The following is a 14,208-nucleotide window of genomic DNA, read 5'->3' on the forward strand; positions in this document are numbered from 1 at the left end:
CCCCGCGCCCCTCCTTTCGCGTTTTGTCACCTTGATGCGAATTGGGAGCGCTCTTTTGCGCATCAAGGTGACAAAACGCGAAAACCCCGACCACGCCAGCCAACTGGCCCACGCGCACACACGGGGGCACACGCACACGGGGGCACACGGGGGCGGCGGCGCCTCGGGGTGTCGGGACGACTTGCAGGACAGGCGCTAACCCGGGCGGCGAAGGGGATCACGAGGCGCCGGTCGAGGGCGACGCCTCGTGATCCGGCATCATTCGGCCTTCCGCGCAGCAGAAGGCACTCTCCAGCGGCTCGCCCCACATCGCCGGTGGACAACCGGACTGGAAGCGGAGCACCGCAGCTGCCGAAGAGGATCTCCATCCTCCTTGACGCTTGCCATGATCGCCAGGTTTTCGGACAAAACGGGCACGACGAGCAGCCGGCGAGGTACCTACGCGGACGCGCGGCAACCGATCCGCCGACGCCCAAGCCCCCGCGTCACCGCCGCAGCAGCCAGTATCGCCACGCTGGCGAAGCTGGCCGGTGAGGCGCTTCTCCGAGCACTAAAGTGATCGCGGGTGTGCCGGGAAGTCTGGTCGGCGATGGTGTTCGCGCTGCCCTGGACGGAGTCCCATGCCCACATCTCCCCTCCCCCTGGCACTCGCCCGCATTCGCGGACGGTGGTCCTGACATGGCGTCGATCTACCGGAGCCTGGCGGGGCGGAACGCCGTCACCGGGTGGTGCCATGACCAGCTCGACGCCTGGCCGGTCGCGCACCAGCGTGCCGTAATCACCGCGCAGGGCACGCGGACGCACGTGGTCACCGCGGGCAGCGGCAACCACACCGTGGTGGTCGTGCCGGGAACCAACTTCTGCGCCGCGTCGTGTCTTCCGTTGGCGTCGGCGGTGGCGGCGCGGTGCCGTGTCGTGGTCGTCGACCTGCCGGGACAGCCGGGGCTCAGCGCCGCCGAGCGGGTTCCGGCAGCGGGTCGTCTTGCGTGGTACGGCCGGTGGCTCAGCGAGGTGGTGGAGCAGGTCTCGTCCTCGCCGGTGACCGTTCTGGGCCACTCGCTGGGCGCGGCGATCACGCTGGCGAGCACGTCCGCGCTCGTCCGCAAGCAGATCCTGGTGTCTCCGGGCGGGGTGATGCGACTGCGCATCACACCTCGGGTCGCGGTGGCGTCGATGGAGTGGCTGTTCACCCGTCGTCCTGCTGCCAGCGCCCGGCTGCTGCGCGTCATGCACGGGAGCGGGCACCTGCCGCGGCCGGAGTTGGTGGAGTGGATGACGCTGGTGGCCCGGCACGTGCGCTCCAGCACCGATCCGGGTGCCACGGTGATCGCCCGCCGTGACGTGGCGCGCACGGTCGTCGTCGGTGGCGATGACGTGTTCCTGCCCGCCCGTGCGCTGGCCCCCGTCGTGCGCGGCAAGCTCGGCGCGGAACTCGATGTCATCGCCTCCGCGGGCCACCTGGTCATCGACGAGGTTCCCGAGGCACTGGCCGACCTCGCCGCCGGGGACGCCTATACCGGGCGTTCACGTGACGGATGACGCCGACCACGAGCGCGTCCCAGGTTCTGGGGTTCGCCGTGAGGTCGGCTGGCTCCCACCGAGGCCGGACGCACGAGCTCACCGATGTTGCTGATCTTGACCGTAGTACTGATCTCGTTGTGCGTGGCGGGAAATCGCGTTCCGCTCTTCGTCAGATCACTCGCCGCGCTGGCCTCCGCACCGATGTGGCGGGACCAGCGCGACGAGTGAGCCGGTTCAGCCGACCTTGGTGATCTCGCCGTCGCGGATCTTCTGGTGGAACGAGCGCAGTTCGCGTTTGACGATCGGCACCATGATGTACAGGCCGACGATGTTGAACAGCGCCAGCGTGAACAGCACGGCGTCGGCGAAGTCGATGACCTTGCCCAGCGACAGCACGCTGCCCACCACGGTGAAGACGCACCACAGCACGCGGTAGGTGTTCGTGCTGGTCTTGCTCCGGCCGAACAGGTAGGTCCACGCCTTCTCGCCGTAGTAGGCCCAGGTGATGATCGTGGAGACCGCGAACAGCACGACGGCGATGGTGAGGATGTAGGGGAACCACGGCAGCACCGAGCCGAAGGCGTCGGAGGTCACGGTCACCCCGCCCGGGCTGTCCCCGCCCGCGGCCACGGTCGCGCGCGCGTCGGTCCAGAACTGGGTCTTGGCGATGACGATGGTCAGCGCGGTCATCGTGCAGATGACCACGGTGTCGATGAAGGGCTCCAGCAGCGAGACGTAGCCCTCGGTGATCGGGTGCTTGGTCTTGACCGCCGAGTGCGCGATCGGGGCGGAGCCCAGACCGGCCTCGTTGGAGAACGCGGCCCGCTGGAAGCCGACGATCAGCGCGCCGATCGCGCCGCCGGCCACCCCCTCCGGGGCGAACGCGCCGCTGACGATCTCCCCGACCGCCGCCGGCAGGGAGGAGATGTTGAACAGGATCACCATCAGGCAGGCGGCGATGTAGATGATCGCCATCGCCGGGACGAGTCTGCCGGTGACCTTGCCGATGGACTTGATCCCACCGATGATCACCGCACCGACCACGGCCGCCAGCACGACGCCGAACACCAGCGCCGCGCCGTCGCCGCCGAGGAAGCCCTCCTCGCCACCGGTGACGTTGCGCAGCTGCTCGTAGGTCTGGTTGGCCTGGAACATGTTCCCGCCCGCGATGGCGAAGAACAGGATCATCAGCGCCGCACCGGCGGCGAGGATCTTGCCGATCACCACCCCTGGCGCGCCCTTGAACCGCTCCACCAAGCCCTTGCGCAGGTAGTGCATGGGGCCACCGGAGACCGAGCCGTCCTCGTGCTGCTCGCGGTACTTCACCCCGAGGGTGCACTCGACGAACTTGGTGCACATGCCCAGGAGCCCGCACATGATCATCCAGAACGTGGCGCCGGGGCCACCGATGGTGACCGCCACGCCGACGCCGGCGATGTTGCCCAGCCCCACGGTGCCCGAGACCGCCGAGGCCAGCGCCTGGAAGTGGTTGATCTCCCCGGGCTCGTCGTCGCGGGTGTACTTGCCGCGCACGATGTCGATGGCCATCTTGAAGCCGCGGACCTGGATGAACCCGAAGTAGAGGGTGAAGAAGGCCGCGGCGACCACCAACCAGGCCACGATCCAGGGGAAGGTCACACCGAACAGGGTCACCTTCGCGAAGACGAAGCCGGACACGGCCTCGGAGATCGGGTCGAAGACCCCGTTGATGGCGCTCTCCACCCCGGAGAGCAGGCCACTGTCCGCCGCCAGCGGCGGCATCGTGGGTGAGATCACAGACATGGGGCGCAGCACACTCTGTGAAATGTCTGGTTTCAACCGCTATGACTGAATCGAGACACAAAGCTAAGGAAAAGACAGGGTTCCGACGCCCGCGGCCAGCCGCCTCTCCGGGCGCGGCCACGGCGATCACGGGGGTTCGCCCGCACCAGGGTCCTGTCCGGCAACTGCCCGGGCCACGCGGGACGCAGCCTTCCCGCAGGAGGCCGGTCAGCTCGCCCGTGCGGCACGGTCATGGCAGCGCCACAGCCCGGAACCGCTGCGCCTGCCGACCACCATCTCCGCCCGCTTCGAAGCGAACGGGCACCCTCCACAATGGACATTCAATCCTGGCGGTGGCGGCGGCCGAGTCCGTGATGCCGAGGATGGCCTCATCGGACGGACCAGTGCCTGAGTACGGGCCAAGAGCAGGACACCGCGAACTCGCTGTGCCCTGCTCCGCGGCGCTCCTACACCTGGTCCACGGCCCGATCCCGGAACCAACCGGCCCGGAAGACCGGGGCGTCCCCGGCCACCGCACGCCGGCACCAGTCGGTGACCTCGGCCCCCACTTGCTCGGGCGCGAGTCGTGAGGTGTCGAGTACCGTCATCGCCCACTCCGGTCCAGGCGTACGACCGACCCAGCGCTCCCAGCGCATCGCGGGCCAGGCATCGGTGGTGATCGCCTCCGTGACGTGGCCGGGATCGGTGGCGTGCGCCCGGAGCCACGTGACGAAGCCCTGATGGAGCGGGATCAGCTCCTCCGGCTCGTTGCGCTGGGCGAGACGGGCGAGATGAGCCTCCTCGTTGACGTCGAGCAGGCACGCGGCGATGTCGATCCGGTCGGCGCTCGGAGCGGCCAGCGCCTCACCGAGCGGCACCGGATCACCCGCGAACAGCAAATGCCTGCCCTCGGCCTCAAGGGCGATAGCGCGCAGGACCGCGGCTTCCACTTGTTCCTGACGCCAGGCGATGGTCGGAACAGCCGGAATCGGGCCGAGGGTGAACAGCTCGGCGGTCTCGTAGGTGTCGTCGAGCAGGCGGCGCGCGTGCAGACGCGCGGTGGTCTTGCCGACACCAGAGGCGCCACAGGCGAGCAACAGCATGGTTCTCCTCCAGGGAATGACTCAGAAGGCGCCGAGCACAGGCGCGGCACCGGGACTCGGGACCGAGTCAGCTGAGGCGGAAGAAGAACTGCATCACGTCGGACAAGCTACGGCTGGGCAGCGAGGTTCTCCACTCAGTTCTCGGCCGAGCCCATGAACAACGCCTACCGCGCTGAGGTTCGGTCTCGGCCAGAGCGGTGCAAGCGCGAGAACAGGCCGTGCGGTCTCAGAGCCGAGCGCCACGGCGTTCCCGCGTCTCGGAGACCGACACACCCTGGGCCGCTGGCGCCTGCCCTGCAATCCGTCCCGACGCCCCAAGGCGGCACCACCCCCAAGCCCCGCGCCCCGGCGTGCGCGCGGGCGGGCTGGCTGGCGGGCTGGCTGACGTGGCCGGGGTGGCGGGCTGGCGTGGCGGGGGTTTTCGCGTTTTGTCACCTCGATGCGCAAAAGAGCGCTCCCATTTCGCATCAAGGTGACAAAACGCGCAAGGAGGGGCACACGGGTGAGGATGCCGGACGGTGAGGGCGCCGGGGGGTGGTGAGGTGGTGTTGCCACGTGCAGGACACGACCTGAGCCGCCAAGCGAAGGTTCGAAGGGCTCGTCGCGGTGGTTAGTATCGCCGGAATGCGAGGGCAGGACAGCAGGAAGCGCCGCACTCATGGGTAAAGCCCGCACATTGGCTCAGGTGTACCGCCACTTCGGTGAGGTCGATGCTGCCGGGGTTTCGCCGCTGTACGAGCGCGTCGCCGTCGCTCTGAGTGAGTCCGACGAGGCAGTGCGCGCCATCGAGTCGGCGCCAGCGCGCAAGCGGCACCCCACGGTGATCCTCGCCGCCCTGCACGACCTCGCCCTCGCCGGACGCGCTCCGGAGCTCGCCGCGGCCTATGCCGCCGCGGATGGCGACGCTGCCGCTGGTGCGGCGATCGACACGCTGCTGCGGATGACCGACTCGGTCGTGGCCATCGCCGTGCGCCGGAAGACGCTGACCAACGAGACCGGGCGCTGCGCTGTGCTGTACCCGGCCATCGCCGAGGCTGCGCGCCGGGTGGGTGCGAACGCGGTCGGGCTGATCGATGTGGGGTGTTCGGCCGGGTTCAACCTCAATGTCGATCGCGTCGCCATCGCGTACAGCAACGGGCAATCGCTGGGCGAGGCGTCATCTCCTGTGCGGCTGTCGTCTTCGATCGTGGGAGACCGGCCCGTCCCGGCGCGGGCGATGCCCGAGGTCGTCGCCCGGGTCGGCATCGACCTCGACCCGGTTGACGTGACTGACGCGGATGAGGCCCGGTGGCTGCGCGCCTGCCTGTGGCCGGATCAGCCGGAGCCGGTCGCGAGGCTCGAAGCGGAGATGGCGTTGGCGGCGACGGACCCTCCGCTGCTGCTGCGGGGTGACGCCGTCGAGGTGTTGCCCGACGCCTTCGCCCGTGTGCCCGAGGACGCCCTGCCCGTCGTCACCACGACGTGGGCGCTGTCGCACTTCTCGCTGGAGAGCCGCCTGCGCTTCCTGCACCGCCTCGACGAAGCGGCCACCGGCAGACCGGTGGCGTGGGTGTCCGCGGAGGGGGTCGGAGTCGCGCCGGCGATTCCGACACTCGGCGATCGCCGCGCCTCAGGTCACAGCATCATCGGCCTGGCGGTGTTCGACCAGTCGGCTCTGCACGCCGAGGCCGTTGGCCGCTGCTGGTCGCAGGGCCGCCTGCTGGCGTGGCTGGCGAACTCCTAAGGTCCTTGCACCACCTCACCACCCCCTGGCGTCCTCACCCGCGTGCCCCTCCTTTCGCGTTTTGTCACCTTGATGCGCAAAAGAGCGCTCCCATTTCGCATCTAGGTGACAAAACGCGAAAACCCCGACCACGCCAGCCAGCTCACGCGTGCACGGGGCGCGGGACCACGCCAGCCAGCCACCGCGTGCACGGGGCGCGGGGGCACGGGGCGCGGGGCGGCGCCAGCTCGGGGCATCGGACGACTAGCCGCCCCGTCGAACCGGAGGTGGCTGTCTCAGTTCACCTGCCCCGGCTTGAGCCGCTCGGCGGGCCAGGACGGACCCGCCGCCGTGCCGGGTCGGTTGGGGTCCGGCTCGGGAAGCTGCCCGTCCCACAGGTACTCCACCCGCCGAACCTGCCCCTTCCCGCCGGTCGGGTCGGACTGCGGGTTGTAGATCAGCAGCTCCGAGTACGCGGGCAGCAACGTCTTCGGGTCCAGGTAGAACACACCTTCGACCTGGTCGGGGCTCGCCCCCGCGGTGGTGAAGGCGTGCTGCTCGAAGGGAATCTTCGTCTTCTGGAACGCCCAGATGAAGTTCTGCGTCCCGGCCCGCCCCATGGAGGTCTGCACCGAGCGGAACACGACGGGCAGCCGGACGTGCTGCTTGCCGTCGCGATCGACCCACGTGGGCTTGCCGGGGCTGAGGAAGCCCTCCGGCACGTGCAGGTAGTCCAGGAACGCCTGCGCCTGGTCCCGGGTCAGCCCGCTGGGGATCAGGCCGTTGCCGACCTTCGACTGCCAGCTCAGCCCGTCAACGGAGGCACACGACCCGAAGTCGGAGGTCGTGCCGTCCCGGTTGAGCTGACGCTTGGTGCCGTTGACGCAGACCACGTTGCGGTCGAGGTAGTTCATCTTGCGCTGCTGGTAGTCGTAGGCGCCTTCGATCACGTCACCGCGGTACTCCTGCCCCGCCAGGTACGGCGTGACCTGGCCGAACCAGATCTTGTCCATCCTGGTGTGCTGCACGGGCTGGGTCAGGAAGGCCAGGAACATGTCGTCGAGCAGCTTCTTCGGGTCGACCGTGGCGACATCGGCCTCGGTCAGCCCCTTGGCCTCCGTCGTGCCGCCCGCCTGCGGTGCGTCCGGGTTCACCGCTCCACTGCCGCCGCCGAACAACGCCCAGCCGCCGATGCCGACACCGGCCACGAGCACGACCACCAGCGACACGATCAGGGCTGTTCGTCCCCGTCGCCCCTTGGGAGGAGGCGGCGGCGGGTACTGCGGCGGGTACGGGTACGGCTGCTGCTGGGGGTAGGGCTGGCCTGGCGGACGGGGCGGGTACGGCGCCTGCTGGCCAGGCTGCCCAGGCCAACCCGGGCCCTGGGGTGCGGTCACGCGCAAAGTACACACCAGCAGTGGTCGAACGGCCTAAATATCAGCTAAACGCGAAGGCGCGGTGGGCAGAACCATCTGTGAGGCGTGGGCGTGCCCTGTCGTGAGCGGACACGTGCAGATCGGTGAGGTCGCTGAGCGAACGGGCCTGTCACCGCGCACGATCCGCTGCTTCGAGGCAGTCGGCTTGGTCGTCCCGAGCGCCCGCGGCCAGGGCGGCTTCCGCAGCTCTGCGCGAGGACTGACCGGGGCGAGACGGTGCTGACGAGGGCTCCCCGAACACCAAAATCGGGTTAGGGTTCTCTGCGGTTGCGCCGATGTAGCCGCAGCCCCTCGACCACATCGCCCGTGAGAGGCCATCTCGTGATCCGCGCGGTGTCCGCGGCCGTCCTCGTGGACGCGTCTTTCCGAACGGGCTCAGCCTGACTACGGGCGAGTGTGCCCTTGTTGTCCTGCGGGGAGTTCTCCTCGTGCTCTGAACAAGGGTATTGATGTCCTCCAACACCGCCCTGCCGCGAACTCCCCTGCTCTCGCGGCTGCGCGCCGCCTGGTTCTCGAACGTGCGCGCGGACGTGCTCTCCGGCCTGGTGGTCGGGCTCTACGCGTCGTTCACCATCGCCTTCTCCGGCGGACGTCCCGGGATGATCTCCGCGGCGACCGGGGCGATGGCGCTGGTGACGGTGCCGCTGGTGCGCGACCACGGTGCCGAGTACCTGTTCGCCGCGACCGTGCTGACCGCGAAGTTCGCCGGTCGCGGCGTCGATGCCGAGATCGTCGGGCTCAACGCCCACAGCGAACAGCTGCACACCAGGCTCTCCGGCACAGTCACCGCAACGCACTGAGTCCTCGACGCCCCGCCCCTTCCTGGGGCATCCGGAGCCCACCCACGTCCGTGTGCCGCCGCCCCTGCGGGCGGCGGCACACAGTGCGAGCGCGATCAGTTCACCTGAACCGGTGTCCGCGCGTTCTCGACCGCCACGGTCGTCGCATGCGCGGCGGTCGGGGTGGTGGTGCTGCGGAAGCCACGCAGCCGCAGGCTGTTGGACACCACGAACACCGACGAGAACGCCATGGCCGCGCCGGCGATCATCGGGTTGAGCAGTCCGGCCGCCGCCAAGGGGAGCGCGGCGACGTTGTAGGCGAAGGCCCAGAACAGGTTGCCCTTGATGGTGCTCAAGGTGCGGCGTGCCAGGCGGATCGCGTCCGCCGCGGCCCGCAGGTCGCCGCGGACCAGGGTGATGTCGCTGGCCTCGATCGCCGCGTCGGTCCCGGTGCCCATGGCCAGCCCGAGGTCGGCCTGGGCCAGTGCGGCGGCGTCGTTGACGCCGTCGCCGACCATCGCGACGATCCGGCCTTCGGACTGCAACCGCGTGACCACGTCGACCTTGTCCCGGGGCAGGACCTCGGCGATCACCTCGGTGATGCCGACCTCCTCCGCCACGGAGCGGGCGACGGCCTCGTTGTCCCCGGTGAGCAGCACCGGTGTGAGGCCGAGTGCGCGCAGCTGCCGGATCGCCTCGGCGGAGGTGTCCTTGACGGTGTCGGCCACGACGAGGACCGCGCGTGCTTCCCCGTCCCACCCGACCGCGACCGCGGTGCGCCCTGCCGCCTCGGCTCCGGCCTTGGCCTCGGCGAGCTCGGCGGGCAGGTGCTGGCTCCACTGCTCCAGCAACGCGGTCCGGCCGACCAGCACCGCGCGGCCGTCGACGATCCCTTGAACGCCAAGCCCTTCGACGTTGGTGAAGCCCTCCACACCGGGCAGCTCACCCACCCGGTCCCGAGCACCCTTGGCGATCGCCTGGGCGATCGGGTGCTCCGAGGCGTCTTCCAGCGCTCCGGCCAGCCGCAGCACCTCGTCGTCGGCGACATCGTCGGTGGTGTGCACCGCGACGAGGCTCATCCGGCCGGTGGTGACGGTGCCGGTCTTGTCCAGCACCACGGTGTCGACGCGCCGGGTGGACTCCAGCACCTCCGGTCCCTTGATCAGGATGCCGAGCTGGGCCCCCCGGCCCGTGCCGACCAGCAACGCGGTCGGCGTGGCCAGACCGAGCGCGCACGGGCAGGCGATGATCAGCACCGCGACCGCCGCGGTGAACGCCGCCGAGGCCGAGCCGCCCGCGCCGAGCCAGAACGCCAAGGTGCCGACGGACAACGCGATCACGATCGGCACGAACACCGCTGAGAGCCGGTCGGCGAGCCGCTGCGCCCGCGCCTTGCCGTTCTGCGCGTCCTCCACCAGCTTCGCCATCTGGGCGAGCTGGGTGTCCGCGCCGATCCGGGTGGCACGGACGACCAGACGCCCGCCCGCGTTGACCGTCGCGCCGACCACGGTGTCCCCGGGACCGACCTCGACCGGGACGGACTCGCCGGTGAGCATGCTCGCGTCGACCGCGGAGGAGCCCTCCTCGACCACCCCGTCGGTGGCGATCTTCTCGCCGGGACGGACCACGAACCGGTCGCCGACCGCGAGGGCCTCGATCGCGATCCGCTGCTCGCGGCCGTCGCGCAGCACCGCGACGTCCTTCGCGCCGAGCTCCAGCAACGCCCGCAGCGCCGCGCCGGCCCGCCGCTTCGAGCGGGCCTCGAAGTACCGCCCGGCGAGGATGAACATGGTCACCCCGGCCGCGACTTCGAGGTAGATGTTCCCGGCGCCGTCGCTGGGAGCGATGGTCAGCTCGAACGGGTGCGTCATGCCGGGCGTGCCCGCGGTGCCGAACAGCAGCGCGTAGAGCGACCACAGGAACGCGGCAAGCGTGCCGAGGGAGATCAGGGTGTCCATGGTCGCGGTGCCGTGCCGCAGGTTCGCCCACGCGGCGCGGTGGAACGGCCACGCCGCCCACACCAGCACGGGAGCGGCCAGCGTCAGCGAGATCCACTGCCAGTAGGTGAACTGCAACGCGGGGATCATCGCCATCGCGATCACCGGGATCGACAGGGCCACCGAGCCGATCAGCCGCTGCCGCAACGACAGCAGCGGGTCGTCGGGCTCCGGCTCGTCTTCCTCGACCGGGCGGGGCAGTGCGGCAGAGTATCCCGCCGCCTCGACCTGCTCGATCAGCGTCGCGGTGTCGGTGCCCGCCGGGTAGCTGACCTTGGCCTTCTCCGTGGCGTAGTTGACGGTCGCGGTCACCCCGTCGAGCTTGTTGAGCTTGCGCTCGATCCGGGCCGCGCACGACGCGCAGGTCATCCCCGTGATGGAAAGCTCAACCTCGTTGGTGCTCATGGTCTTGCTCCTTCCTCATCGGGGCTCAGTGACCGTGGCCCGGCTCGGGTGGTGCGCTGTGCGATGGCGCGGGGGTGAGCCCCGTCGAGTCCACGGTGAACTCGGCCGTGCGCACCTGTCCGCCATGTTGGAAGTCCAGGAAAAGCCGGTAGGAACCCGCTGTCGGCACTTCGGCGAAGAACGTGATCTTCGGTCCCGCGGCGGTCTTGCCGTCTCCCGGCGCACCGTCGGGGTGCACGTGCAGGTAGGCGAGGTCTCCTGACCGCAACGCCACCAGGTGCCCGTAGGAGCCGAGGTAGGGCTCCAGGTTGGTGATCTCACGGCCGTCCGAGCTGACGGTCAAGGTCAGCTTGGACGATCGTCCGGGCACCAGGTCCCCGTCGAGCCGTACCTGATAACCATCCACCGTGGACAGCCGCGAGGGCTGGTAGGTGTTCGGCTGGTAGTCCCCCGCTGCCGACAGGTCGACCCCGAGGGTCAGCGACTTCCCGCCGGTGGGGGTGAAGTCCGCGAAGGCTCGATAGCTCCCGCCCCTCGGCAGCGTCAGCGGAACCCGCCAGGTTCCGTCGGGGTCCAGCTCCGGGTGGACGTGCTGGAACTCGGCGGTGTCCCTGCGGATCACGATGAGGTGCAGCCGCTTCTCGTGCTCGACGTCGAAGCGGGTGACCGGCTTGCCGTCGGGTCCGAGGATGCGGAAGGAGAAGGTCTCGGTGGTTCCCGTGGTCAGCGTCGTGCTGGTGGGCGTGAGGGTGTAGCCGCCCCTGGACGACGCCAGCCCGCCGGGCTGATCGGTTCGCGTGGCCTCCGCGACGGCGCCGCTGTGACCGTCCCCGTGCGCGGTGTCCTCGCCACCACGCGTCCCGTCCTCACCGGAATGCGCACCGGCGGGAACGGTGAAGGGACCGACAGCGGATCCGGCGGCCCAGGCGCCACCGGCGACCAGGGCGAGCGCCGCACCGTAGGCGGAGAGCTTCGCTGCAGTGTTCATCTGAAGTCCTTCAGCTCGAAAAGCCGTTGGTGGGCCGGGACTACCCGGCCAGGGTGTAACCGGCCTCGTCGACCGCGGACCGGACCTCGCCGAGGTCAACCGGCTTGGTGCTGGTCACCGTGACCGCGCCGGTGGGCAGGTCCACGGACACGTTCGTCACGCCGTCGATCTTGCTGACCTCCTCGGTGACCGAGGCGACGCAGTGCCCGCAGGTCATGCCGGTGACGGTGTAGGTCGTCCGGGTGGCGCCGGTGGAGCAGGTGTCGCACATGGCGAACTCCTTCGCGGGTGGTGTGGTTCGTCTGGTTCGTGAGCGGGTCAGGAGCGGACGAGGCGGGCGATGGCGTCACTGGCCTCGCGGATCTTCTGGTCCGCGGTGTCGCCGCCCTCGGCGATCGCCTGGCTCACACAGTGCTTGAGGTGTTCATCGAGCAGACCGAGGGAGACCGCCTGCAACGCCTTCGTCGCCGCGGAGATCTGGGTGAGCACGTCGATGCAGTACTCGTCGTTGTCCACCATCCGCTGCAGGCCGCGGATCTGGCCCTCGATCCGGCGCAGCCGCTTGAGGTAGCCGTCCTTGCCCTCGCTGTATCCGCGCATGACATCTCTCCTTCGGTCGTTCGTGCCAGCGCCCTCACGCTACCCCGTACCGGTACCTACTCCCGTTCCGGAGCTGCCAAAGCGCCGACAGGTGCATGTATACCCTAGGGGGGTAGGGCAGTCAACTGGAGGGAAGGCGGGACATGAGGGAGCTGGCGAGGGTCACGGGAGACGCGCGCTCCCGCCGTTGGCACACGTCGATCGCACTTGTGCTGCGGACATGCTGCCGCGCACTACTTCCCGGGTTGACGATGCAGGTGGGGCGTTCGGGGCGACGAGGCTCCCTTCGCGCGACGGTCGACGCGCGACCCGCCCGTCCCTGTTCGCACAAGGGCGGAAGTGGCGACACCTGATACCCCCCTGGTGTATGCGTCTCGGCCGTGCTAGCTTCGCCGCGTCATATACCCCCTCCCGGTATGGAGTAGCGATGTCTACAGTGGAGCAGCAGAAGGACACGCGCCGGTGGTGGGCGCTCGCGCTCATCGCGGCCGCGCAGTTCATGGTGATCATGGACACCTCGATCATCGGGGTCGCCCTGCCGCGCATCCAGGCCGATCTCGGCTTCTCCCAGGAGAACCTGTCCTGGGTGTTCAACGCCTACGTGGTGGCATTCGGCGGGCTGCTGCTGCTCGGCGGGCGGCTGTCCGACCTCTTCGGCGCGCGCCGGATCTTCGCGACCGGCTGGGCGGTCCTGCTCGCCGGGTCCGCGGTCGCCGGCGCGGCCCAGCAGGTGTGGGTGGAGCTCGCCGGCCGCGCCGTGCAGGGCGTCGGCGCCGCGTTGATCGCGCCCGCCGCGTTGACCCTGCTGATGGTGCTCTTCGGTGGTGAGCCGAAGGAGCTGACCAAGGCGCTGTCCCTCTACGGCGCCGCGGCGCCCGCCGGCGGCACGGCGGGTGTGTTCCTCGGCGGTGTGATCACCGAGTACCTCAGCTGGCCGTGGGTCTTCTACATCAACATCCCGGTCGCGCTGGCCGCGCTGGCCGCGATCCCCGCGCTGATGCCCAAGGGCGGCGTCACCAGGGGCACCGTCGACCTCCTCGGCGCCGTGGCCGTGACCGCGGGCCTCGCCGTGTCCGTCTACACGATCGTCCAGGCGGCCGAGGTCGGCTGGGGCTCCGGTCAGACCATCGCCGGACTGGTCGCCTCGGTGGTGCTGCTGGCCGCGTTCGTCGCCATCCAGGCCAAGCGCCGCGTGCCGCTGATGCGCCTGGGCATCTTCGGCACCCCGAACCTGGCCGCGGCCAACCTGGCCCAGGTGCTGCTCGGCGGGGCCTGGATCCCGATGTGGTTCTTCCTCAACCTCTACCTGCAGCAGGTGCTCGGGCTCGGCGCCTTCGCCAGCGGCGCGGCGCTGCTGCCGATGACCACCGTGATCATGGTGATGATGATCGCGCTCGCCCCGAGGCTGATCGGCCGCTTCGGCCCCAAGCCGATGACCGTCACCGGTCTCGCGGTGCTCGGCGCCGGACTGGGCTGGCTCGCCATGGTGCGCCCCGACGGCACCTTCCTGGCCGACGTGCTGCCCGCCTCGATCGTCGCCGCGACCGGAATGGCCCTGGCCTTCATCCCCTCGCTGGGCACGGCCATCTCCAGTGCGCCCCCGGCGGAGGGCGGACTGGCCTCGGGCATCGTCAACACCAGCTACCAGGTCGGCTCGGCGCTCGGGCTGGCCGCGATGACCGCGCTGGCAGCCTCGTTCGGTGCCGGCCAGACCGGTGACACCCAGGCCCTCACCCAGGGGCTGTCGGTGGCCTTCCTCGGTGCGGCGGGCATCGCCGTCGCCGGCGCGGTCATCGCCGCCGCGACCCTCAGGGGCGCCCGGTCGTCCGCGCGGGCCGAATGAACGCGCACTGTCCGCGGTTCGCGGGATGGTGGAGCCCACCATCCCGCGAACCTTCCGAGTCCGGTGCCGCCCG

Annotated in this window: 12 protein-coding genes; 5 read left to right on the plus strand and 7 right to left on the minus strand. The window is 69.9% G+C overall.

Features of this window, described 5'->3' with window-relative positions; translation table 11 throughout:
• The first annotated feature begins 678 nt into the window (after positions 1 to 678).
• Complete coding sequence (locus tag ACFFQA_RS15910) at positions 679 to 1,539, plus strand: alpha/beta fold hydrolase (RefSeq protein ID WP_377852723.1); 861 nt, start codon at positions 679 to 681, stop codon at positions 1,537 to 1,539.
• Between the two features lie 216 nt (positions 1,540 to 1,755).
• On the opposite strand, the gene ACFFQA_RS15915 is transcribed toward ACFFQA_RS15910, so the two are convergent.
• Both ACFFQA_RS15915 and ACFFQA_RS15920 read right to left on the minus strand, forming a co-directional pair.
• Positions 1,756 to 3,303 carry an alanine/glycine:cation symporter family protein gene (locus ACFFQA_RS15915; protein WP_377852724.1) on the minus strand — a complete coding sequence of 516 codons (1,548 nt, stop codon included), beginning with the start codon at positions 3,301 to 3,303 and terminating at the stop codon, positions 1,756 to 1,758.
• 446 nt (positions 3,304 to 3,749) lie between these two features.
• Complete coding sequence (locus ACFFQA_RS15920; RefSeq protein ID WP_377852725.1) at positions 3,750 to 4,385, minus strand: hypothetical protein; 636 nt, start codon at positions 4,383 to 4,385, stop codon at positions 3,750 to 3,752.
• A gap of 685 nt (positions 4,386 to 5,070) precedes the next feature.
• Here ACFFQA_RS15920 and ACFFQA_RS15925 point away from each other — a divergent pair.
• Positions 5,071 to 6,108 (plus strand): DUF2332 domain-containing protein, encoded by a 1,038-nt coding sequence (locus ACFFQA_RS15925; RefSeq protein ID WP_377852726.1) that lies wholly within the window; start codon positions 5,071 to 5,073, stop codon positions 6,106 to 6,108.
• Positions 6,109 to 6,383: 275 nt separating this feature from the next.
• Here the strand turns inward: ACFFQA_RS15925 and ACFFQA_RS15930 are convergent, their stop codons facing one another.
• Entirely contained in the window at positions 6,384 to 7,484 is a 1,101-nt protein-coding gene (locus tag ACFFQA_RS15930) for a hypothetical protein (RefSeq protein WP_377852727.1), read from the minus strand.
• A gap of 112 nt (positions 7,485 to 7,596) precedes the next feature.
• Here ACFFQA_RS15930 and ACFFQA_RS15935 point away from each other — a divergent pair, with 112 nt between their 5' ends.
• The gene (locus ACFFQA_RS15935; protein ID WP_377852807.1) at positions 7,597 to 7,746 is read left to right on the plus strand and encodes a MerR family DNA-binding transcriptional regulator; all 150 of its coding nucleotides are present in this window, start codon (positions 7,597 to 7,599) and stop codon (positions 7,744 to 7,746) included.
• Between the two features lie 226 nt (positions 7,747 to 7,972).
• A complete protein-coding gene (locus ACFFQA_RS38040; RefSeq protein WP_446681682.1) occupies positions 7,973 to 8,323 on the plus strand; it encodes a hypothetical protein in 351 nt (116 codons plus the stop codon).
• 95 nt (positions 8,324 to 8,418) lie between these two features.
• Here the strand turns inward: ACFFQA_RS38040 and ACFFQA_RS15945 are convergent, their stop codons facing one another.
• From ACFFQA_RS15945 to ACFFQA_RS15960, 4 genes are read right to left on the minus strand one after another with little or no spacing between them, the layout of a single operon-like run.
• Positions 8,419 to 10,704 carry a heavy metal translocating P-type ATPase gene (locus ACFFQA_RS15945; RefSeq protein WP_377852728.1) on the minus strand — a complete coding sequence of 762 codons (2,286 nt, stop codon included), beginning with the start codon at positions 10,702 to 10,704 and terminating at the stop codon, positions 8,419 to 8,421.
• Between the two features lie 25 nt (positions 10,705 to 10,729).
• The gene (locus tag ACFFQA_RS15950) at positions 10,730 to 11,692 is read right to left on the minus strand and encodes a DUF8832 domain-containing protein (RefSeq protein ID WP_377852729.1); all 963 of its coding nucleotides are present in this window, start codon (positions 11,690 to 11,692) and stop codon (positions 10,730 to 10,732) included.
• 40 nt (positions 11,693 to 11,732) lie between these two features.
• Positions 11,733 to 11,963, minus strand: coding sequence for a heavy-metal-associated domain-containing protein (locus ACFFQA_RS15955; protein WP_377852730.1), 231 nt, complete (start codon positions 11,961 to 11,963; stop codon positions 11,733 to 11,735).
• Positions 11,964 to 12,010: 47 nt separating this feature from the next.
• Positions 12,011 to 12,292 (minus strand): metal-sensitive transcriptional regulator, encoded by a 282-nt coding sequence (locus ACFFQA_RS15960; RefSeq protein ID WP_377852731.1) that lies wholly within the window; start codon positions 12,290 to 12,292, stop codon positions 12,011 to 12,013.
• A 427-nt stretch (positions 12,293 to 12,719) separates the two neighbouring features.
• On the opposite strand from ACFFQA_RS15960, the gene ACFFQA_RS15965 reads away from it, so the two are divergent.
• Positions 12,720 to 14,135: an MFS transporter gene (locus ACFFQA_RS15965; RefSeq protein ID WP_377852732.1), complete on the plus strand. Its 1,416-nt coding sequence runs from the start codon at positions 12,720 to 12,722 to the stop codon at positions 14,133 to 14,135.
• Positions 14,136 to 14,208 lie beyond the last annotated feature (73 nt).

The sequence above is a fragment of the Allokutzneria oryzae genome, assembly GCF_042429765.1.
GTDB lineage: Bacteria > Actinomycetota > Actinomycetes > Mycobacteriales > Pseudonocardiaceae > Allokutzneria > Allokutzneria oryzae.